The sequence below is a fragment of the Cohnella candidum genome, from assembly GCF_003713065.1.
In the GTDB taxonomy this organism is placed as follows: domain Bacteria; phylum Bacillota; class Bacilli; order Paenibacillales; family Paenibacillaceae; genus Cohnella; species Cohnella candidum.
Map to the genome: position 1 here is coordinate 2,463,627 of NZ_CP033433.1, position 21,941 is coordinate 2,485,567.

At 58.8% G+C, this 21,941-nt stretch carries 17 protein-coding genes; 7 read left to right on the forward strand and 10 right to left on the reverse strand.

The window, feature by feature from the left end; translation table 11 throughout:
• Positions 1-87: 87 nt before the first annotated feature.
• The 3 genes from EAV92_RS11625 to EAV92_RS11635 all read right to left on the reverse strand — a co-directional run bounded on the left by EAV92_RS11625 (position 88) and on the right by EAV92_RS11635 (position 4,166).
• Positions 88-1,428 carry a hemolysin family protein gene (locus EAV92_RS11625; RefSeq protein ID WP_123041241.1) on the reverse strand — a complete coding sequence of 447 codons (1,341 nt, stop codon included), beginning with the start codon at positions 1,426-1,428 and terminating at the stop codon, positions 88-90.
• 280 nt (positions 1,429-1,708) lie between these two features.
• Positions 1,709-3,031, reverse strand: coding sequence for a replication-associated recombination protein A (locus EAV92_RS11630; protein WP_123041242.1), 1,323 nt, complete (start codon positions 3,029-3,031; stop codon positions 1,709-1,711).
• A gap of 76 nt (positions 3,032-3,107) precedes the next feature.
• Positions 3,108-4,166 carry a CotH kinase family protein gene (locus EAV92_RS11635; protein WP_123041243.1) on the reverse strand — a complete coding sequence of 353 codons (1,059 nt, stop codon included), beginning with the start codon at positions 4,164-4,166 and terminating at the stop codon, positions 3,108-3,110.
• Positions 4,167-4,422: 256 nt separating this feature from the next.
• On the opposite strand from EAV92_RS11635, the gene EAV92_RS11640 reads away from it, so the two are divergent.
• From EAV92_RS11640 to EAV92_RS11660, 5 genes are all read left to right on the forward strand, one after another.
• On the forward strand, positions 4,423-5,595 hold the full coding sequence (locus EAV92_RS11640) for a glycosyltransferase family 4 protein (protein ID WP_123041244.1): 1,173 nt from the start codon (positions 4,423-4,425) through the stop codon (positions 5,593-5,595).
• Entirely contained in the window at positions 5,592-6,623 is a 1,032-nt protein-coding gene (locus tag EAV92_RS11645; protein ID WP_123041245.1) for a CotS family spore coat protein, read from the forward strand. The genes EAV92_RS11640 and EAV92_RS11645 overlap by 4 nt, the downstream gene beginning before the upstream one ends.
• Positions 6,620-7,597: a CotS family spore coat protein gene (locus EAV92_RS11650; RefSeq protein ID WP_123041246.1), complete on the forward strand. Its 978-nt coding sequence runs from the start codon at positions 6,620-6,622 to the stop codon at positions 7,595-7,597. The genes EAV92_RS11645 and EAV92_RS11650 overlap by 4 nt, the downstream gene beginning before the upstream one ends.
• Positions 7,598-7,754: 157 nt before the next feature.
• Positions 7,755-8,171: a hypothetical protein gene (locus EAV92_RS24550; RefSeq protein ID WP_164472739.1), complete on the forward strand. Its 417-nt coding sequence runs from the start codon at positions 7,755-7,757 to the stop codon at positions 8,169-8,171.
• 56 nt (positions 8,172-8,227) lie between these two features.
• The gene (locus EAV92_RS11660; RefSeq protein WP_123041248.1) at positions 8,228-8,884 is read left to right on the forward strand and encodes a DUF2642 domain-containing protein; all 657 of its coding nucleotides are present in this window, start codon (positions 8,228-8,230) and stop codon (positions 8,882-8,884) included.
• An 81-nt stretch (positions 8,885-8,965) separates the two neighbouring features.
• On the opposite strand, the gene EAV92_RS11665 is transcribed toward EAV92_RS11660, so the two are convergent.
• From EAV92_RS11665 to hisS, 4 genes are read right to left on the reverse strand one after another with little or no spacing between them, the layout of a single operon-like run.
• Positions 8,966-9,622 (reverse strand): YdeI/OmpD-associated family protein, encoded by a 657-nt coding sequence (locus EAV92_RS11665; protein WP_123041249.1) that lies wholly within the window; start codon positions 9,620-9,622, stop codon positions 8,966-8,968.
• Positions 9,615-10,379 (reverse strand): tRNA threonylcarbamoyladenosine dehydratase, encoded by a 765-nt coding sequence (locus EAV92_RS11670; protein WP_123041250.1) that lies wholly within the window; start codon positions 10,377-10,379, stop codon positions 9,615-9,617. The genes EAV92_RS11665 and EAV92_RS11670 overlap by 8 nt, the downstream gene beginning before the upstream one ends.
• Before the next feature lie 20 nt (positions 10,380-10,399).
• A complete protein-coding gene (gene aspS, locus EAV92_RS11675; RefSeq protein WP_123041251.1) occupies positions 10,400-12,226 on the reverse strand; it encodes an aspartate--tRNA ligase in 1,827 nt (608 codons plus the stop codon).
• Positions 12,223-13,506 (reverse strand): histidine--tRNA ligase, encoded by a 1,284-nt coding sequence (gene hisS / locus EAV92_RS11680; RefSeq protein WP_123043696.1) that lies wholly within the window; start codon positions 13,504-13,506, stop codon positions 12,223-12,225. Before hisS ends, aspS begins: the two co-directional genes overlap by 4 nt.
• A gap of 588 nt (positions 13,507-14,094) precedes the next feature.
• Here hisS and EAV92_RS11685 point away from each other — a divergent pair.
• Both EAV92_RS11685 and EAV92_RS11690 read left to right on the forward strand, forming a co-directional pair.
• Positions 14,095-15,132, forward strand: a complete 1,038-nt coding sequence (locus EAV92_RS11685) for a LacI family DNA-binding transcriptional regulator (protein ID WP_123041252.1) — start codon at positions 14,095-14,097, stop codon at positions 15,130-15,132.
• A gap of 211 nt (positions 15,133-15,343) precedes the next feature.
• The gene (locus EAV92_RS11690) at positions 15,344-18,937 is read left to right on the forward strand and encodes a carbohydrate binding domain-containing protein (protein WP_164472740.1); all 3,594 of its coding nucleotides are present in this window, start codon (positions 15,344-15,346) and stop codon (positions 18,935-18,937) included.
• A 77-nt stretch (positions 18,938-19,014) separates the two neighbouring features.
• Here EAV92_RS11690 and EAV92_RS11695 read toward each other — a convergent pair whose 3' ends face one another.
• From EAV92_RS11695 to EAV92_RS11705, 3 genes are all read right to left on the reverse strand, one after another.
• A complete protein-coding gene (locus EAV92_RS11695) occupies positions 19,015-19,200 on the reverse strand; it encodes a hypothetical protein (RefSeq protein WP_123041254.1) in 186 nt (61 codons plus the stop codon).
• A 74-nt stretch (positions 19,201-19,274) separates the two neighbouring features.
• A complete protein-coding gene (dtd, locus tag EAV92_RS11700) occupies positions 19,275-19,718 on the reverse strand; it encodes a D-aminoacyl-tRNA deacylase (RefSeq protein WP_123041255.1) in 444 nt (147 codons plus the stop codon).
• A gap of 20 nt (positions 19,719-19,738) precedes the next feature.
• Positions 19,739-21,937 carry a RelA/SpoT family protein gene (locus EAV92_RS11705; RefSeq protein WP_123041256.1) on the reverse strand — a complete coding sequence of 733 codons (2,199 nt, stop codon included), beginning with the start codon at positions 21,935-21,937 and terminating at the stop codon, positions 19,739-19,741.
• Between the last annotated feature and the right edge of the window lie 4 nt (positions 21,938-21,941).

Sequence of the window (21,941 nt, forward strand, 5' to 3'; positions counted from 1 at the left end):
GCAATATTTGACCTCTCGCTTTTGATATACCCCATACGAAAGCCCATGATTCGCCGCGCGAATCATGGGCTTATGAGAAATTCCCGATTAACCGGTTTCCGCTTGCGATTCCCATACGGTTTCGTCCATTCGGATCACGGTGACGCGAGACACCCTTAAATGATCCGTTTCTTCGATGATGAACCGCACCGCCCCGTCGTCCGTCTCGACGACCTGGTTTTTCTTCGGCGGAATTTCGATCTGGGAGTATATCCATCCTCCGATCGTGTCGTAATCGTCGGACGGGATATCCAGCTTGAACAGGCTGTTCACTTCCTCGATCAACAGCAAGCCGCTGATCGAGTAAGTATTCTCGTCTTTCTTCTCGACCTCGGGACGTTCTTCGTCGAATTCGTCCTGGATTTCCCCGACGATTTCTTCCATGATGTCCTCGAGGGTGACGAGCCCCGCCGTGCCCCCGTACTCGTCAATCAGCATCGCGATCTGCGTCTTCTTCTTCTGCATCAGCTTGAGAAGAGCGCTGATCGGCATGCTCTCCGGTACGGAGGTGATCGGGCGCATCAGGTCGCGGATATTCGGATTGGCGTGGTCCGGCACCTTCAGCAGATCCTTGATGTGAATAAAGCCGATGATGCTGTCCTTATCGTTCTCGCAAACCGGATATCGCGTATGCATTTCCCGCAGAGCGATCGCTTTGTTCTCCGCGAAGCTCATATTGCCGTAAAGGCAAATCATCTCGGTGCGGGGAATCATGATTTCGCGGGCATTCGTATCCGCGAAATCGAAAATATTGTCCACCAGGGTCAATTCCGTGTTGTCGATCAGTCCGCTTTTGTGGCTTTCTTTCACGAGAATCCGGATTTCTTCTTCCGTATGCGCGGAGGTCGCGTCTTCCCGCGTGTCGATCCCGAACGGCCTGAGCAGCAGGTTCGCGGTTCCGTTGAGCAGCCAGATGAAAGGACTCATCAGCTTGCGGAACAAGACAAGCGGCCATGCCACCAGCAAGGTGATCGTCTCCGCCTTGCGGATCGCCACCGATTTCGGAGCGAGTTCGCCCAGCACGATGTGCATCACCGTAATGAACGTGAACCCGATGATGAAGGCCAGGGGATGGATAAGCGACTCGCCCAGGTTCATTGCGGTGAAAAGAGGCTCCAGCATGTTCGCGATCGCCGGTTCGCCGATCCACCCGAGACCCAGGGAAGCCAAGGTGATGCCCAGTTGGCAGGCGGATAGATACGCGTCCAGATGGTTCGTTAAATGCGAGGCGAAAGACGCCCGTTTATTGCCTTCCTGGATCAGCGTGTCGATGCGCGTGCCGCGGACTTTCACCATGGCGAATTCGGCCGCCACGAAGAAACCGTTCATGAAAACCAACAAAACGATGATGACCAAGTTCACGCCTAGCGGAAAAGGGTCACTGCCCAAATAATCCCTATCTCCGGGTCCGCCGGAGATAGGTACACCTCCTTTATGATGAAAAAAGATAATAATGGAAAAAGGGAAAGAAACTTTATTATAGCTTAGACGTTTTGCCCGTTACCGTCAAACGCCGGTTCCCTGCGCAATTCGCCGTAGTACCCATCTGTATTCGCCTCAGCTTGCTCCCTATGCCGATTTTCGGGCAGAACCGCCCGATATGGCGGAATGCCGGCCGCCCGGCCGCCCGATGACTTTCAATAAACCTTTCTGCCCCTTCCGAAACGCGCTATCTTCTCTCCGGCTGCCGACGGCCGCGTTTGGCTTGGTTCTGGCGGATTTTATCCTCCATCCCCTGCTCGGTCGCCTCGTAGAAAACCCGGTTTTTCAGCTTGTCCGGCAAATATTGCTGTTCGACATAATGGCCCGGATAATCGTGGGGATATTGGTACCCGACATGGCCGAGCTTTTTGGCTCCGCTGTAATGCCCGTCGCGAAGGTGAAGAGGGACTTCCGCCGATTTGGACTCCTCGAGGGTCGCCATGATTTTCCCGATCGCCGTCGCCACCGCGTTCGATTTGGGGCTCTCCACCGCAAACAGGATCGCTTGTGCCGCGATATACTTCGACTCCGGCCAGCCGATCCGGTGATAGGCTTCCATCGCGCTGACCGCTTGGACCATCGCCTGCGGGTTGGCCAGTCCGATATCTTCGCTGCATGCCACCGCGAGACGCCGCAGGAAAGTCATCGGATCCATTCCCAGCTTCTCGACCGCGTACAAAAACCAGAACAGCGCCGCGTCGCTCGATCCCCTTACGCTCTTATGGAAGGCGGACAGGACGTCATATTGCGTGGACTCGTCCGCGAGGACGGTCGGCTGGCGGATCGACTCTTCCGCCACCTCGAGCGTAATGCGTACGCTGCCGTCCGGCTCGGACGGGGTGGTGACGGCCGCAAGCTCCAGCGCGGTAAGCGCCCGGCGGATATCCCCGTTGGCCATCGAAGCGATATGGTCCAGCGCTTCTTCGTCGACCGACAGTTTCATGAAGCCGAGACCCTTGACCGGGTCTCCGAGCGCCCGACGCATGGCGATCAGCGAGTGTTCCTTGGTGAGGGGCTGCAGCCGGAACAGCGTGGAACGGGACAGCAACGCCCCGTTCACCGAATGGAACGGGTTTTCCGTCGTCGCCCCGATGAAAACGATGATCCCCTTCTCGACGGCCGGAAGAAGCGCGTCTTGCCTCGCGCTGTTGAAGCGGTGTACCTCGTCTAGGAACAGGATCGTTTTGCGGCCGTACATGTTTTTGTTCCGTTCGGCTTGTTCGATGACGTCCCTGACGTCTTTGACGGAGGCATCCACCGCGTTCAATCGGACGAAATCTCCTTCGGTTCTTTTCGAAACGATATGCGCCAGCGTCGTTTTCCCGGAGCCCGGGGGGCCGAACAGCAGAATCGACGTCACCGCGTCCCTCTCGATGGCTCGGCGAAGCAGCTTGCCGGGGCCGACGATATGTTCCTGGCCGATATATTCTTCGATTGTTTCGGGCCTCATCCGGTCCGCCAACAAGCGGTTTCTCGGCTCCGAATCCGTTCGGTAGCTGAATAAATCCATCCTTCTCACGCCTTTCTCTTCCTCTCATCATAGCAGAAAGAGCCCGGCTTCGGAAGATTTTGGCGAACGCGCGTTCCTACCGGATATCTTCCGCCGCCCGCCGGACGATTTCCCGTCTTACCCGGATATAGCGCCGGATCAGCTCGGATTCGCCCAGAAATTCCTCGTATGACCAGCGCCTCATCGGGTCCTCGCGGATGTGCGGCCGGATCTCGGCCAGCATTTGCCCGGCGATCGGCATGATCTTCTTCTCGGTGAAAGGTCCTTTCAGCGCTTTCAGCAAAATGCCCCGGTATTTCTCGCGGTATTTACGGTGCTCGAGCAGTTTGCGGGTCAGTTGGTTGTAACCGTCGACCGGCACGAGATCGTCTTCCTGGATTTCACCGTAACAGTTGCGGCCCCACGTTCCTTCGTAATCCCACGGAATCATGCGGTATTTACCCGAGCGGCTATGGCGGTACACGGAGTAGTTTTGCTCGAAGCCGTCGTAATTGCCGGTCAGGACCGCTCCCGCCAGCCAGCGCAAATAGTTGTCCGCGTCCAGGTTCTTTTCCAGCAGCGCGGCCGCCGGCCGGCCGTTCATTCGGTTTAGGCTCCGAATGAACGCGGTAAACCGCTTTTTCTCCGGTTCTCCCCCGTATCTGTACTCATAACCGGACATCAGCGAAGATTTGTGTTCACCGGTTTCCGGGTGGTACAGGCCGAAATTCGCATTGTTGTTGATGGCATAGAACAGAGCGGCGGTCCCGATCCCCCTCCGCCTGAAAAACCTTTTGCCGACGTTTTCGATTTCGAGATATACCCCCAAGGGTACGGCATTCAGGTACAGCAAGACATGACGGGTCCTGGGCGCCGGAACGCCCAGCATCGGGAAGAACGCGAAGGAGAGCGCGTTGCGGATCATGGAGGGATCGTCGAATTCCGCGTTATAATGGTAAACTTCTCCGTTTCGGATCACGTCATAGGACCGTTTCGGATATTCGCGGGTATGTCCACCCCGGTACCGGATCCAAACTCGCTCCGTTTTCCCGTCCGCCCTCATCTTGGCCTCGACATATCGGTCGGTCCACAGGTTCCGTTCCAGCCCACTTTCCGCCGAATCGCCGAGCGTGAGCGTTCTGACCGGCAATGCCATGAGCGTAACCGCCTTCCTCCCTTGACTCCGCTAAATCACTCAACGTGCTTCAGCGTATGTCCTGCCGGTAGAAGCGGAAACGGCTTCCGTCTAGTTCCCGCTCTCTGATTTCGCTTTCGCGAATGCGGGAAATAGGTGCATATACGTGGACCCCAGGGCGTTCGCAACATACTTTGTACGATAAGGGACTGTCACCGTATCGGCCGCAGGGAGTCTCACCCTGTCAAGCTCGGTACCCTAAGGGAGGAAGAACGGCTTGAAGCTCGCGTTCATTTGCACCGAAATGCTGCCGAGCCCGGCGATCAAAGGCGGAGCCATCCAGATCATGATCGACGGGGTTGCCCCTCTGCTGGCCCGCAGGCACGATTTAACGATTTACTCGATCACCGATCCGAAACTTCCGAATCTGGAAACCCGGGACGGCATCCGTTACATCCGATTTCCGGCGTCCGCTTACGTGGGGAGCGTCGCCCGTTCGTTGTCCAAACACGCCTACGACGTCGTTCATGTCTTCAACCGCCCCCGCAACGTTTCCCGGTACAAAGCGGCAGCCCCCGCCAGCAAATTCGTCGTCAGCCTGCACAACGACATGTTCAACCGCGCCAAGCTGGGCGACAGCGAAGGCCTTCGCGCGATCCGCGACGCGGAGAAAATCATTACGGTCAGCGACTATATCGGTTCCACCGTTACGCAGCGGTTCCCGTCCGCCCGGCCGAAGGTTCAGACGGTCTATTCCGGCTTCGACCTGTCCCGCTACCGCACGGCATGGGATCCGGAAGCTCCCGGAATCCGTGCGAGGCTGCTGAAAAAATACGGCTTGACGGGAAAAAAGGTCGTGTTGTTCGTCGGCCGGCTTACGGACAAAAAGGGCCCCCACATCCTGATCAAAGCGATGAAGGAAGTCTGGTCCGAACATCCGGATGCCGCGCTCGTGATCGTCGGCGGAAAATGGTTCAGCGACAATACGGTGAACGACTACGTCCGTGAGCTGTACGCGATGGCCAAACCTTACGGCAACAAAATCAAATTCACGAAGTTCGTGCCCGCCGACCAGATTCCCGACTACTATTTGATGGCTGACGTGTTCGTCTGCAGCTCCCAATGGCAGGAGCCGCTCGCCCGCGTCCATTATGAAGCGATGGCCGCCGGCGTCCCCATCGTCACCACCGACCGCGGCGGCAACGCCGAGGTCATCCGCGATATGGACAACGGGCTCGTCGTTCAGGATTATTGGAAGCCTTCGGCCTTCGCCCGGAACATCAACTACCTGCTGTCGAGGCCGGATGAGGCCAGGCGAATGGCCATCAACGGCCGCAGGTTCGTGGAAGACGACTTCACTTTCGAGCACGTTGCGGATCGGTTGGATCGCGTATACGAAGAAGCGTTCGGCGTCGCGGTCGCGTCCCGCCGGAGGAGCCGGAGACGATGAGCCCGGACCCGAAGGAGATCCTGAAGCTCTTCCCGCTCTCCGCACGCGATTGCCGGCTCCTCTCTTGGAAAGGCAAGAAAGCCGTTTGGCACGTCAAGACCGATCAAGGCGCGAAAATCCTGAAAAAGTCTCCGGCGTCGGAACCCCGGCTGCGGTTTCTCTGCCAGGCCGTCCGGCATCTTCGCGCGAACGGGGCGCCGGTACCCGCGCTCGTCCGCGCCCGGGACGGCACCGACTATGTGCGGCTGGGCGAGGCTTGCTACACCTTGACCGACGCGGTCGACGGCCGTTCTCCGGAATACGGTTCGCCGTCCGAGCTGCGCCGCATCATGCGAACGCTTGGCCGGTTCCATCTGGCCTCCCGCGGCTTCCAGGGCAGCGGCGACGGAGAGGAACGGAGCCACCTCGGCCGCTGGGCGGAAGGCTACCGCAAGCACCTTGAAGATTTGGAAGCGTTCCGCCGGCAAGCCCGCGCCGCCGCTTCCCCCTTCGACAAGCTGTACCTGAAGCATGCAGACGAATTCATCCGGCAGGGACGGGAAGCGCTCGAGACCCTTAACGGCGACGCGTACCGCGAATGGGTCGCCAAGATCGACCGGATCAAAAACCTGTGCCACCAGGATTTCGCGTCCGGAAATCTGATCCTGAATGCGGACGGCATCCACGTCATCGACATGGATTCGCTCACCTACGACCTGCCGGCGCGGGACCTCCGGAAAATTTTCAATAAAGTGATGAAAAAGAGCGGCTGGAACGAGAGCAAAGCGGCCGTTATGCTGCAAGCCTACCATGCGGCGCATCCCCTGAACGAATCGGAATACCGCGTCGTGAAAACGGATTTGCTGTTCCCCCACTTGTTTTACGGAATCTCGAGCAAGTTTTTCGGGCGCCGAATGGAATCGGGCTGGAAAGACGAAACCGCGTTAGAGAAGCTGAAAACGATGATTCGAGCGGAGACGTCCAAAATGGAAGTGCTGAACCGTTGGGATGCCATTGTACGGTTGGCCGGGGAGGGGAAGCGCGCATGACGGTCTCTTCGGCCGGCGACGCGATACGCGTGCTGGAGCAATACGCGGTCGAAGTCCGGAACGTCCGGCTGGTGCATGCCGCGGAATCGAAGGCCATTTGGAAAGTCGACGCGTCGGGCGGCCCGCTCGGCCTGAAGAGGTTTAAATACGGCAAGGACCGAATGCTCTTCGCGATCCAAGCCCAGAAGCACCTGCAGGACCGCGGCGGGCCGGTGCCTTCCGTGCGGCTGACGCGCGGGCGGGAGCCTTTCGCGGAAAACGGCGGACACGTTTACATGCTGTACGATTGGACGACGGGGCGAAAACCTTCGTTCGGAGCTCCTGCGGACCTGCGCCAGGCGGTAAGGCTGCTCGCCCGCTTCCATGCCGCTTCCGCCGGATTCCGTCCGGAGGTCCGTTGCCGCGAATCGTCCAAATGGGGAAAGTGGCCGGAGCAGTATGAGGCGATGGAGGCCCATCTCAGGCAGTGGCAGGAGGGCGGCTCCGACCGCAAGCTGGAATCCGTCTTGAAGCCTTACTGGCAGGACTTGATCCGAATCGCCGGCCAAGCGAGGTCGGAGCTGGGCGAATCTGCCTACGACTCGCTCGTGCGGTCGGGTTCGCCGCATCTGTGCCACCAGGACTTCAGCGAAGGAAACGTCCTTCTACACGGCGAGGGAGGGACCGTCCTCGATTTGGACAGCGTCACCTACGACTTTCCGGCCCGGGATTTAAGGAAGCTCATCCTGAAACGCATGCAGGTCAAAGGACGATGGGATCCGGAATTATTCGCTCGCATACTGAAGTGGTATAACGACGTCCATCCGCTCGGGGGCGAACAAACGGAACTGCTTCGGATCGATCTGCTTTTTCCTCATCTGTTCCACGAAACGGCGAAGAACCCTTACCGGAACGGCAGCCCGGTGCCGGCCGCCAAATTGCTGACCGCCGTGCGGATCGAACGCGGCAAAGCCGCCGACCTGTTCGGGCTTTAATGGCCGCCCCGTCAGGCATGCCTGACGGGGCGATTGCATTCCTTCCGTTTCGCGGAATTTTGGGAACTTATCGGACAACCAACCGTTTCTCTTTATTTCGGTCCTACATAACTATGATGTATAAATTCCCTCCATCATTCAGAAAGGAGAATGATTCATGTTTTCCATGCACAACCCCCATGAGCATCATCAGCATCGTTCCTCCCATCACGTCCTCGGCCAAGCCAGGCAGTTGGTCGGACGCAACGTGATCATCAATCGCGGCAGTCCCGACAGCGTACAAGGGACTTTGCTTGCCGTAATCGGCGATGTGCTCGTACTGGATTCCATGGGCTTCATCATTTTCGTCGACGTCCGGCACGTCAGAAGCATTACGGGAGGCACCTCCCGCGGCTCGAGCGGCAGTCAAGGTCATGACCGCCATCCGGGCAGAAGCGGACAAGCCCCGATCAGTAGCGGCAACCGCAGTCACCCGAACGGGAATCGCAGTCATTCGAATGGCAACCGGAGCCACTCCAACGGGAATCGCAGTCACTCTAGCGGGAAACGCAGACGCGATCGCAGCGGAAGTTGACGACGTCTCTTCCCCGTCAATAGCCGCGACCGCGAAGGAGGTGCTTCCGCCGAGCCATGAACATTTATCTGAACCAGCCGGTCTCCCTCACCGTATCGGGCAGCCGCGTCCCCCTCAAAGGAACGCTGGTGGAATTGGGCAGCGATATCCTGGTTTTGCATAACGGAACGCGGCTTCTCTACGTGCCTCTCGTTCATCTGCAGCAACTGACCCGCTGTCCCGCGTCGGAATCCGGTGTCGGCCCGCCGCCCGATCCTCCGCTGGAAGGGACGGCGGAAGTGTCCTACCGGAAAGTGCTCATGAACGCGAAAGGCATGTTTTCCGAACTGTATATCGCCGGCAACCCCTCCGTCCACGGCTACGTGACGAGCATCATGAACGACTTCTTCGTCTTCTGCTCTCCCCTGTACCGCTCGCTTTACGTATCGATGAAGCATCTGAAGACGTTGATTCCTTACGGCGGAGAAAACACTCCTTATGCGCTGGGACAGGAAAAATTCCCGGTCCATCCGATGCCCGCGACGCTTGCCCGCACGTTCGACCAACAGCTCAAAAAATTCGAAGGTGAATTCATCGTTCTTAATTTAGGTGAGCACCCCGGTAAGATCGGGATGCTCAAATCCGTTTCGGGAAGCCTCATCGAATTGGTTATCGCGGACGGAACAAGCACGTTCATCCACCTGGATCACGTGAAGACGATCCATAAGCCTTAAGCTAACGAAGCGAACGGCAAAGCAAAAGGCAGCCTGCGCGCCGAGAAGCGTGCGGACTGCCTTCTTGTTGTTCATAGCCTGCTATTCCTTGTCCGACGGGCGTTTCAACCCTTTGCCGAGCTTATCCACGGCTTTCACGATCCGGGAAACCCGCGTTTCGGCCTTCTTGGCATCCAAAATCCAAGTGATGTATTCCTTGCGGTGGGAGGGTGCCAGCTTGTCGAAAACCGAGGCCGCTTCAGGAGCGGCGTCCAAAGCCTGGCGCAGGTCGTCCGGCGTTTCCAAGGGAGCCTGCGGTTCCTTGCCCGCTGCCGCGGCCCGTCGTTCCGCCGGAGTCATACGCGTCTTTCCGACCGCTTCCCGCGGACGGAACCGCATCGAGGACCATGTATCGTCTACCGAAATGAGCGACACGCCTTCCCACCCTGCCTCGGACACCGTTTTCCAGCCCGTATCCCGGTTGATGTCCGTTTTCAGCTTGGACGTGCCTTTCGGATAGCACATCCACAGCAGCCCGTCCGGTTTCACCGCTCGAATGGCCTCTGGCGCCAGCCGTTCGACGTCGGCCGAATTCCGCGCGAACACTTGCACGAAGTCGTAAGTACCGACGCCTTCCGGGTCGTATCGGATGTCGGCCGGATCGCGTCCGATCGCCTCCAAATAGCCTTCCGGAGGCTCCACGATTGCGATCCTGCCGCTTGCCGGCAGCTTCAGCTTTTTGACCAACGCCTCATCCATCGCCGTTGGCTCCTTTAAACTCCAGCAATTCGCGAATGACGACGCTGACCATAATCAGTCCCGCGACGGGCGGAACGTACGCGTTGCTCGCCGGCGGCTGCTGGGCCTTGCGGATTTCCTTCGGCGCGTTCTCCGGGACGATTCTCTGGGTGACGTCCTCCCGCGGCTTGAGTGGCGCCTCGGTCGAAAACACGACCTTGACGCCCTTCTTGATCCCGTCCTTCCGCAGCTTCTGGCGGACGACGCGGGCGATCGGATCCATCGTCGTTTTGGAGATGTCGGCCACCTGGAACTTCGTCGGGTCCATTTTGTTCGCCGCGCCCATGCTGGAGATGATCGGGATGTCGCGTTTCAGGCATTCTTTAATCAAGTGGATCTTGTACGAAATCGTGTCCGATGCGTCGACGACGTAGTCCAGCGGGAACTTGAACAGTTCCTCCGCCGTCTCTTCCGTATAGAACATCCGCAGCGAGATCGCGTCGCATTCCGGATTGATAAGCAGAATGCGGTCGCGCATCAGATCGGCTTTCGGCTGCCCGACCGTCGTGGTCAAGGCGTGGATTTGGCGGTTGATGTTGGTGATATCGACGACGTCCTTATCGATCATCACGATCCGGCCGACGCCCGAGCGGGCAAGCGCCTCGGCGGCGATCGAACCGACTCCGCCGATGCCCAGCACCGCCACCGTACTGCCTTTCAGAACTTCAAGCCCTTCCGGGCCGATGGCCAATTCCGTTCGGGAGAATTGATGCAGCATCCCTCATCCCGCTCCTTTGCTTAAGACTGCGCGGCGGCTTCGGCGGCGGCCGCCGGTGCCGCGCTTTTCGTTTGCGCCGCAACGGCTTTGGCGGAGAGACGAATGTGCAGGTCCTCCAGTTGACGGTCGGAAACCGCGGACGGCGCATCGGTCAGCAGGTCGGTCGCGCTTGCCGTCTTCGGGAACGCGATCGTCTCGCGGAGGTTCGTACGGCCGGCCAGCAGCATGACGAGCCGGTCGAGGCCGAACGCGATGCCGCCGTGCGGCGGGGTGCCGTATTCGAACGCGTCGAGGAAGAAGCCGAACTTTTCCTTCGCTTCTTCGGGCGTGAATCCGAGCGCTTGGAACATTTTCTCCTGGACTTCGCGGCGGAAAATCCGCATGGAACCCCCGCCCACTTCATAGCCGTTCAGCACGATGTCATAAGCTTGCGCCCGAATCGCGCCCGGATCGGTATCGAACAGCGGCAGGTCCTCGTCGTTCGGACGGGTGAACGGATGGTGCTCGGCCACCCAGCGGTTGCCGTCCTCGTCCCAGCCGAGCAGCGGGAAATCGACGACCCACAGGAACTTGTACGCGCTGTTGTCGATCAGGCCCAGCTCGCGGCCGACCTTGAGGCGCAGGTTGCCCATGACGTCCGCCGCCGTTTTGAGCTTGTCGGCGGAGAAGCAGAGCAGGTCTCCCTCTTCGACGCCGAGCTTCTCGGTGAGCGCCGCGATTTCTTCGGGTTTGAAGAACTTCACGATCGGACCGCGCCACTCGCCTTCTTTCACGGTGATCCAGGCGATGCCCTTGCCGCCGTAACGGGCCGCGAACGGCTGCAGGTCGTCGAGCTCCTTGCGGCTCCAGGAAGCGCAGCCCTTGGCGTTCAACGCCTTCACGACGCCTCCGGAAGCGGCTACGGATGCGAATACCTTCACGTCGCTGTTTTTCACGATATCCGTCACGTCTTCGATTTCCAAGCCGAACCGGAGATCCGGCTTGTCGGAGCCGTACTTGTGGATGGCGTCCTTATAGGTCAGCCGTTGGAACGGCGTCGGGATTTCCACGCCGATCGTTTCCCGGAACAACCGGGCCATCAAGGTCTCCATCATGCCCAGCAGCTGATCCTGCGACAGGAACGAAGTCTCGATGTCCACCTGCGTGAATTCCGGCTGGCGGTCCGCCCGCAAGTCTTCGTCCCGGAAGCAGCGAGCCACTTGGTAGTAACGCTCCAAACCGCCGACCATCAGCAATTGCTTAAACAATTGCGGCGATTGCGGCAGCGCGAAAAACTCGCCCGGATGAACGCGGCTCGGCACGAGATAGTCACGCGCGCCTTCCGGCGTGCTCAAGGTCAGAATCGGCGTCTCCACGTCGATGAACCCGTTCTCGTCCAGATAATCGCGGAACACTTTGGTCGCCTTCGAGCGGAGCAGCAGCGTTTTCTGCATTTCCGGACGGCGGAGGTCCAGATAACGGTACTTCAGGCGGAGGGATTCATCCACTTCCACGCCGTCTTCGATCGGGAACGGAGGCGTTTTGGCGGCATTGAGGATTTCGACCTCCGACACCTGGACTTCGATTTCGCCCGTCGGAATGTTGAGGTTGTAAGTTTCCTGGTCGCGTTGGACGACTTTGCCTTTTACCGCGAGCACGTATTCATTGCGCGCCCGGCTGGCGATTTCCAGCGCTTTCTCGTTAAATGCGGGATTGAAGACGATTTGCACGATGCCGGTGCGGTCGCGGAGGTCGATGAACAGAATGCCGCCGAAATCGCGCCATCCCTGCACCCATCCGTTCAAAACGACGGTTTCTCCTACGTGTTGTTTCGTCAGCGTGCCGCAATCGTTGTTTTTGAGCATCATTGGTCGTTGTTCCCCTTTTTCTCTTCGATTATCGATTGTTTCACCGCATTCGCCAGGTTGGCCAGCGGAACTTGCTTTTGTTCTCCCGTCGCCAGGTTCTTGAGGCCGATTTCCCCGCGGTCCAGCTCGTCGTCGCCGAGGACCGCGGCATAGCGTGCGCCCGCGCGATCCGCCGCCTTGAACAGCGCCTTGGGCTTACGTCCTTGGTAATCCCGGTCTGCGGACAAACCTTCGGCTCTCAGCTTCTGGATGAGGCCGGGCAATTCGCTTTCCGCACGTTCTCCGAAGCCGATCAGGTACACGTCCACGCCGGTTCCGGACTCCGGCTTCACGTTCTGGCTTTCCAGCATCAGCAGCGTCCGCTCCAGCCCGATGCCGAGCCCGACGCCGGGCTTGTCGTCTCCGCCGATCTCGGCCACCAGCCCGTTGTAACGGCCGCCGGCGCCGATGGTGTCGATGGAGCCGATGCCTTGGGCCTTATATTCGAAAGCCGTCAGCGTGTAATAATCGAGCCCCCTAACCATTCGCGGGTTCACCCGGTAAGGGACGTCCATCGCCTCCAAGCACTTCAGCACCGTGTTGAAGTGCGCCGTGCTTGCTTCGTCCAGGCTGTCGAGGATCGAAGGAGCGCCTTCGAACTTATCCTGGTCAACCTTGCAGTCCAGCACGCGCAGCGGGTTGCGGTCCATCCGCGACTGGCAGTCTTTACACAAGCTGCCCCGCATCGGCTCCAGGAACTCGAGCAGCTTGGAACGATACCCCGCGCGGTCGGCCGTCGTGCCGACGGAATTGATCTCCACCGTGATGCCGGTCAAGCCGAGCTCCGTGTAAAATTGATAGCCCAGCGCGATCACTTCCGCATCCAGCGCCGGGTCCTCCGACCCGATCGCTTCGACGCCGAATTGGTGGAACTGGCGGTAGCGGCCGGCTTGCGCACGCTCGTACCGGAACATCGGTCCGATGTAGTACAGTTTCGCGATGTCCGGCTCTCCGTACATTTTGTTCTCCACGTACGAGCGGACGACGCCCGCCGTGCCTTCCGGCCGAAGCGTCATGCTGCGGTTCCCCCGGTCCGTGAACGTGTACATTTCTTTCTCGACGATGTCCGTCGTTTCGCCGACCCCGCGTTGGAACAGTTCGGTCGTCTCGAACATCGGGGTGCGGATTTCCCGGAACCGGTAACGCCGGCACAGGTCCCGCGCCTTTCCTTCAACGTACTGCCAATTCTCTACCGTGCCGGGAAGCACGTCCTGCGTGCCCGGCGGTTTTTGAAACGCCATGCAGACCACCCTTTCTCGTTTGCCGTTAAGTATGAACGGAAGATCCGGAATCTTTGCCAGACCGAAATAAAAAAGCTTCCGCCCCAAACATGTTGTCTGGGACGGAAGCGTGTCGGCTTCCGCGGTACCACCCGTGGTTCGGGAACGCCGATGCCGGCGCGTCTCCCGCTCTTCATTGCCGGTTAACGCCCGGTGCACGCCGCGGTCCTACTCGGCTCGTCGCCTTTCGTACCCGGTTCTCGGGGATGTCGTTCGTCCGTTCATCGCCGGAAAGCTTGCAGCCGAAGGCTTTCCTCTCTGGGGGCTTGGGGGCGGAGTACTTCTTCCCGTCATGGAATCTCATGCAAGATACAATTGCTTCACATTGTACCAAAGAAAAGAACCTGCCGTCAATTCGGCAGGCCAAGCGAAATATATAAGAAAAAAGGGGGTCTTCTTTATCCTAGTCCATTCATTTTAAAGGCACGTAAACGGCAGGTTACAATTCCATTACAATACGCGCCTTCCGCCGCCAAGATTGACCGCTTCCTTCCGACCCGCTAGACTTGACGGTAATCGGTTAGATTCCCAATGGACAGGAAGGCCGCCATGAATATTTTCGATATCGCCCGCCTCGCCGGCGTTTCCCGGAAAACGGTTCAGCGCGCGCTGAACGGATCGCCCAGCGTCAAGCCCGAAACGAAAGAGAAAATACGCCTCATCATGGAAGAGCACCATTACGAGCCGAACGCGACCGCCCGCAAGCTCACCAACAAAAGGACGCATACCATCGGCATTTTCATCATCCAAGAAGAAGGCCGATATCAGCTCCACACCGACGACTTGTATTTCGGCGCCGTCATCGGGGGCATCATCAACCAATGCACGTACGCCGGCTACAAAACGCTGATCACGATCCTCGACGTTTCCGATCCCGATCCGCTAATGAGCCTGTACCGGCAGAAGAGCATCGACGCGGGCATCGTCGTCAGTTGGTCGAACGTACAAGACATCGTTGAGCGCGCGGCTTCCGCCGGTTTTCGCATCGCCGTTTTCGACCAGAACAACCTGAACGCGCCGCCAGCCGGCGTTCCGGTCCCCCCTTTGGACAATCGGGCAGCCGCCTATCGGGCCGCTTCTTATTTGCTCGACCTGGGCCATACCGATCTGGCGATCGTCACCGGAGACATGAACATCGCGTGTTCCCCCGAACGGCTGGCGGGCTTTCTCCAGGCCGCGGAAGAACGCGGGATCGAAGTGCCCGATTCGAACATCCACTTCGGCCGGTTCATCGAACAGGACGGTGCCGAGGCGATCCGGCGCTGGACTTCGGAAGGTCGCTTGCCGCAGGCGCTGTTTTGCTCCAACGATCTCATGGCCTACGGCGCGCTCCGGACGCTGTCGGAGTTGGGCGTTCGCGTCCCCCAGGACATTTCCGTCATCGGATTCGACGACCTGCTGATTTCGCAGTACATGCAGCCTCCCCTCACTTCCGTCCGGGTTCCGCGCGTGGAGATGGCCGAAACGCTTACCGCTTATCTGATCGAGACGCTGGACGGAGATGCCGAAGACGCCGAAAAACCGATCCCCGTCTTCCAGGCGGAGCTTGCCGTTCGCGGCTCCTGCATGCCCGCCGAACGTATTTGACAATTTGCCTTCATGCCCCTAATATGGGGAGTAGCCGAAAATGTCCCACGTGAGACATTATTGCGTTTTCCGACGACGTCTCGCTTGGGACCGATTTCGACACGAAGTTGTAAGCGCTGTCAATATTCTCCCCTTTTCGGAAGGAGGTCGAAGACTTCAGCCGCGGACTTCACGCAAGCCAGAATGCAGAGACCCAGAGAGGAGCTTACCGATGAAACGGATGAAATTCGGCAAGAAGCCTTTTACGGCCGCGTTGTGCGCCGGCCTCCTCGCCCTGTCGGCATGGCCGGCGGCAGCCGGAGCCGACTCCCCGGACAACGCGCAAAGCAAAGGCCCGAAAAAGGATAACTGGAAACTGGTATGGAGCGACGAATTCAACGACGGCAAGATCGATCCGAAAAAATGGACCTTCGATATCGGCAACGGCTCCGGAGGTTGGGGCAATAACGAGCTGGAGTACTATACCGACCGGCCGGAGAATGTGAAAGAAAAGGACGGCAAGCTGGTCATCACCGCCCGTAAGGAAAATTACCAGGGCTTCGGCTACACGTCGACGCGGATCAAAACGAAAGGCTTGTTCAGCAAAGCCTACGGCAAATACGAAATCCGCGCCAAGCTGCCGACGGGCAAAGGCTTGTGGCCCGCGATCTGGATGCTGCCGGAAGACAACGAATACGGAACATGGGCGGCATCCGGGGAACTCGACATCATGGAAGGCTGGGGCAGCAAGCCGAACACGGTCGCCGGCACGATCCATTACGGCCAGCAATGGCCCGGCAACACCTATACGGGCAAATCGTATACGCTTCCGAACAACAGCACGGTCGAGGATTTCCACACGTACGCCATCGAGTGGGAGCCGGGCGAAATCCGCTGGTACGTCGACGGCGTCCTATACCAAACCCAGAACGACTGGTACAGCCAAAGCCTGTATCAGCCGGTCCCCAACACGTACCCCGCTCCGTTCGACAAGCCGTTCCACCTGCTCATGAACCTGGCGGTCGGCGGCAATTTCGACGGCAATCCGGACGACTCCGTCTCGTTCCCGAAAACGATGGAAATCGACTACGTCCGCGTCTATGATCTCGTCAACCGGCCTTATCGCGATCCGATCCCGCCGACGATGCCGAAAGACCCGCTGCCGGCCGACGCCAGGCAGCCGCTTCCGGACGGCAACCTGGTTTACAACGGCCAGTTTAACCAGGATGACCCGAGCGTCCCGAACCTGGGCGACGTTCCGAATACCGACTATTGGAGGTTGTTCACGGGCGAAGGCGGCAGCGGAACGGTCTCGATCGACAACGTGAACGGGCAGAACTTCGCCAAACTTTCGATCGCTTCGGGAGGCTGGCAGCCTTATTCCGTACAGTTGCTCAATGACGTCTCGATCGCCAAAGGGCGTTACTATAAGCTGAGCTTCGACGCCAAAGCGGCCGGCGAGCGCACGATGTCCGTGCGGTTGACCGGAGGGGCTTCCCGCGGGTATGCCGCATATTCCCCGGCTTCCAACGTCAAGTTGACGACCGACGTGAAGCACTACGAGATGGCGTTCCAGATGAAGCAGGACACCGACATCGCCGCGCGCACCGAATTCAACGCCGGCCTGAACGCCCAAAGCGTCTGGATCGGCAACGTGCGCTTGGTGGAAATCGACGGCATTCCGATCGATTATGACGCCCCCAAAACGCCGCTCGACGGCGACGGCAACCACGTCTATAACGGCACCTTCGATCAAGGCGACCTCAGCCGCATGACGTTCTGGCACGTGAACGAGCTGGGCGGTGCAAGCGCCGAGGCGAAAGTGTTCGAGGACGAACGGAAGCTGAACGTCGTGGTCACAAAGCCGGGCAAAGCGCGCAGCGGGAATATCGACGTGCAGCAGAAAGGGATCCAGTTGCTGCAAGGCATGGATTACAAACTGACTTTCGAAGCCGCCGCGCTGCTGCCGAGAACCATCGAGGTCGAGCTCGCCAGCAAGGACGGATCGGTCTCTTACGCCAAACAGCGCATCCAAATCGGAAAATCCGGCGTGCAGACGTTCGCGTTCAAGATGAACCAGGCGCGGGATAACGAAGCGCAGCTTCTGTTCCATCTTGGAGACTTCCCCGGCTGGGTGAAGCTCGACAACGTCAAATTGATCCGCACGAGCGTCTACTATGAGCCCGGCGTCGTCTTCTATCCGCTGGCCAACGGGACGTTCGACGGCGGGCTGGATCCATGGGTGACCGCCACGGACAGCGGAGGAGCTTTGACGGCCGCGCTGGACGGCGGGGAAGCCAAGCTGAACGTGACGAACCAAGGCGCCAATCCGTGGAGCGGCATGTTCATCCAGGACGGCTTGAAACTGTTCAAGGGCATCACGTACGAGCTCGATTTCGACGTCCGCTCCTCCGTGGCCCGCAAAATCGAAGTCGACCTCGAAAACTCGAGCTATTTCCGTTATCTCGATCAGACGGTCGACGTGACCGCCGCTCCGTCCCATCAGCATTTCGAATTCACGATGCCCAATGACGACACCGTTTCCCTCAAATATTTCGCAGGTCTGATCCAAGGGACGACCGCGGTGGGTGCCGATCACCAGGTATGGCTGGACAACGTGGACTTGAAAGTCAAAAACGCGCCGGTCAAACGGCCGCCTCGCCTCATTCCGGACACGAGCGGCAACACGGCCGGGCAAGCGATGGATCTGACGTTCCAGGATGATGCTGCATGGCGTTCTGCCGTCTCAGGCGTCAAGGTGAACGGAAACGTGCTGGCGCCTGAACAATACGCGCTCGGCAGCGGCACGCTGCATCTGGATGCCGGCTTGTTCGCGGCTCCCAGCACGTATACGGTAACGGTACTGGCTAACGGTTACGCGGATGCTTCGGCCGTCCAGGAAGCGGCCAATTCCGACGGGAACCTGATCCGTAACGGCGACTTCTCCGCCGGTCAAGCCGATTGGCTGAGCTGGTCCGATCAGGGCTCCCAGTTTACCGTCGCGGACGGCAAGGCCCAAGTGCAGATTTACAGCATCGGCGGCGCGAACTGGTCGACCCAGCTGTATCAGGAGAACATCGCACTGAAGGCGGGCCAAACCTACAAACTGAGCTTTAACGCTTGGTCCACCGCGGACCGGCCGATCCGGCTCGAATTCACCAATACCGGCATTCCGCAAGCTTTCTTCAACGTAACCTCGGATTCCAGAGCCGTGTACGAAACGACGTTCACGTCGCAAACGGACCAAATCCTGAAGCTCAACTTCTGCATCGGCAACGTCGTCAACGGCTCCGCCGTGACGCCTGCGGACGCCCATACGCTGTTCTTCGATAACCTGAAGCTCGTCGAGACGGCGGCTCCCGGCGGCCACGCCTTGCAAAACGGCACGTTCGACACCGATACGTCTTCGTGGAGCACGTATGTCGCCGACGGGTCGGACGCCGCTTTGTCGGTCGAAAACGGCAAGTTGAAAATCGCTTTCGCGAACTACGACGGATGGTTCCCGTGGTCCACGCAGGTTTACCAAGACCATCTGCAGCTGGACGCGGGGAAAACTTACTCCGTTTCCTTCGAAGCGAGCGCCACGGAAGCGAAGGACATCATTTTCTCCGTCGAAAACGCGGCGGACTTCAATATCAAATACCTGGGCGCGACGAACATTTCGCTTACTCCGGGCACGCAAACGTACTCCTATGAATTCACGATGGGCGCTTCTTCGGACGCCAATGCCAAGCTGCTCTTCCAGCTGGGCAGCAATAACGCAACAGGGCCTCACTTCAACGGTCAAAGCGTTTATCTCGACAACATTACGCTGACCCAAAAGTAAGGGCGGCGAAAACGCGAAAGATCCCTTCGGACACGAGGTCCGAAGGGATCTTGTCGTTGAGCGGGAAGTTCGCGGATTCAGCCGCGTCCTCCGGGGGAAGGGCGCTTTCCGTTACGGGAACCGGCCATCGGTCCGCCGCTGCCCCAATCCTCCGCGAATTCCGTGCGGGTCAACTCCGGGAAGGCCATCGCTTCCCTCCGTTCGGGATTCAAGCCGGCCTTCGCCATCCGCTCCATTTTGGCTTCTTTGCGGGATTGCCTCATGACGATCGCCCTCCGCTGGGAACTAAAGGTTATCGTCATGTAGTGTTGCCTTGGCCGCCCGCGTTCAAACTTGTTTACGTCCGGCTGTCCACGATCAGCGTGACCGGACCGTCGTTCACGAGCCCCACGTCCATCATGGCGCCGAAACGCCCCGTCTCCACGGAAACGCCGCGTTCCCTGAGCAACCCGTTGAAGCGTTCGTACATCGCTTCCGCCGTTTCGGGGCGGGCGGCCCCCATGAAGTTGGGCCGTCTTCCTTTGCGGCAATCGCCGTACAACGTAAACTGGGAGACCGACAGGATCGCTCCGCCTACGTCCAGCACGGACAGGTTCATTTTGCCGCTTTCGTCTTCGAAGATCCGAAGTCCGGACAGCTTGTCCGCCATCCAGACGAGATCGGCATCCTCGTCCTCCTGGCCGATTCCGACAAGCAGGAGTAGTCCCTGGGAGATTTCGCCCACGGTCTCTTCTTCCACTTTCACCCGGGCTTCCGATACCCGTTGCACGACAACTTTCACGATGAAACCTCCGGTTCTCTCTATTGCATCATCCGCTGCACGGAGAAAATGTCCTTCACCCGCTTGATTTTCTCCACGACCGATTGCAAATGGTCCTTGTTGCGGATGAGAATGGTCATATGGATGATCGACATCTTGTTCTTGTCCGAGCGTCCCGATACCGCCGAGATGTTCGTTTTGCTTTCCGACACCGCCTGGAGCACTTCGTTCAGCAATCCGCGGCGGTCGTGGCCGAGGATTTCGATCTCGACGCTGTAGTTCGCTTCGACCGCTTCCTCCCACTCCACCTCGATGACGCGCGCGGCTTCTTCCCCTTCCGCGGCCGTCGGAATGTTGGAGCAGTCCGTCCGGTGAACGGAAACGCCCCGTCCCCGCGTAATGTACCCGATAATGTCGTCCCCCGGAACCGGATTGCAGCAACGGGCGAAACGAACGAGCAGGTTGTCCGCGCCCTTGACCTTGACGCCGTGCGTCGCGCGTTTGCGGGCGGCGGCTGCGCCGGCCGGGCTGGGCTTCAATTCCTTGACTTCCGACGTCAGTTGGATCTGCTGGGCTTCCTCGGCTTCCTTGCGGAGCTTCTCCGTCAACCGCGTGCAAATCTGCGCGGCCGTGATGCCGCCGAAACCGATCGCGGACATCATGTCTTCCGTGTCGTTAAACGTGAATTTCCGGGCGACTTCCTGCAGCTTGTCTTCGGTCATCCATTCGAATGGCTCCAGACCGATGCGCCTCAGCTCGCGTTCGAGCATATCCCGGCCTTTGTCGACGTTTTCCTCGCGCTTTTCCTTTTTGAACCACTGCCGGATTTTGGCCCGGGCATGGGAGGATTGGGCGATCTTGAGCCAGTCCTGGCTCGGTCCGTAGGAATGCTTGGACGTCAGGATTTCCACGATGTCGCCGGTTTTGAGCTTGTGGTCGAGCGGTACGATCCGACCGTTTACCTTGGCGCCGATTGTCCGATTGCCGACCTCGGTATGGATCCGGTACGCGAAGTCCAGCGGAACGGAACCTGCCGGCAGTTCGAACACCTCGCCCTTCGGCGTAAACACGAACACGAGGTCCGTGAAAAAGTCCATTTTGAGCGATTCCATGAACTCCGCCGCGTCGCGCGTCTCTTGCTGGAGCTCGATGATTTCGCGGAACCAGTTCATCTTGTCCCCGAAGCTTCCCGGAACGACGCCTTGATCTTTGCCGTCTTTGTAAGCCCAGTGCGCCGCGATCCCGAATTCGCTCGTCCGGTGCATTTCGTAGGTGCGGATCTGCACTTCGGTCGGCTCTCCGGTCGGTCCGACGATCGTCGTGTGCAGCGACTGGTACATGTTCGCCTTCGGCATGGCGATGTAGTCCTTGAAGCGTCCCGGCATCGGCTTCCACAGCGTGTGGATGATCCCGAGCGTGGCGTAACAGTCTTTGATATTGTCGACGAGGATGCGGATCGCCAGCAGATCGTAGATTTCGTCGAACTGCTTATTGCGCGCCGTCATCTTCTTATAGACGCTGTAAATATGCTTCGGACGGCCGCTGAGATCGCCTTGGATGCCCATTTCGCTCAGCTTCTCCTGGATTTTGGAGATCAGTTCGCCGATGTACTGCTCCCTTTCGGCCCGCTTCATTTTCATCAAATGCGCGATCCGGTAGTACTGCTGGGGATTCAGAAAACGAAGGGCGATGTCTTCCATTTCCCACTTGATCGTGCTGATCCCGAGCCGGTGGGCGATCGGGCAATAGATTTCCAGCGTTTCGTGGGCAATGCGCCGCTGGCTCTCCTCCGATTGGAATTTGAGCGTGCGCATGTTATGGAGACGATCGGCCAGCTTGATCAAAATGACGCGAATGTCGTTGGCCATCGCCACGAACATTTTGCGGTAGTTTTCGTTTTGCTGCTCTTCCTTGGAGCGGAATTGGATCCTCTCCAGCTTGGTGAGGCCGTCGACCAGTCCCGCGAGCGTCTCGCCGAAACGGGCCTGCAGGTCTTCGATCGTGACGCTCGTGTCTTCCACGACGTCATGCAACAGGGCCGCCTCGATCGTGACGACGTCCATCTGCATGTTCGCCATGATTTGCGCCACCGCGACTGGGTGCAAGATATAAGGCTCGCCGGATTTCCTCGTTTGCCCGCGATGCGCTTCTTCCGCGTATTCATAGGCGTCCCGTATTCGCTTCAGATCCTGTTCTTTCATATAGGAAGAAGCTTTCTCGAGAAGCTGCTCGATGCCCATTGTT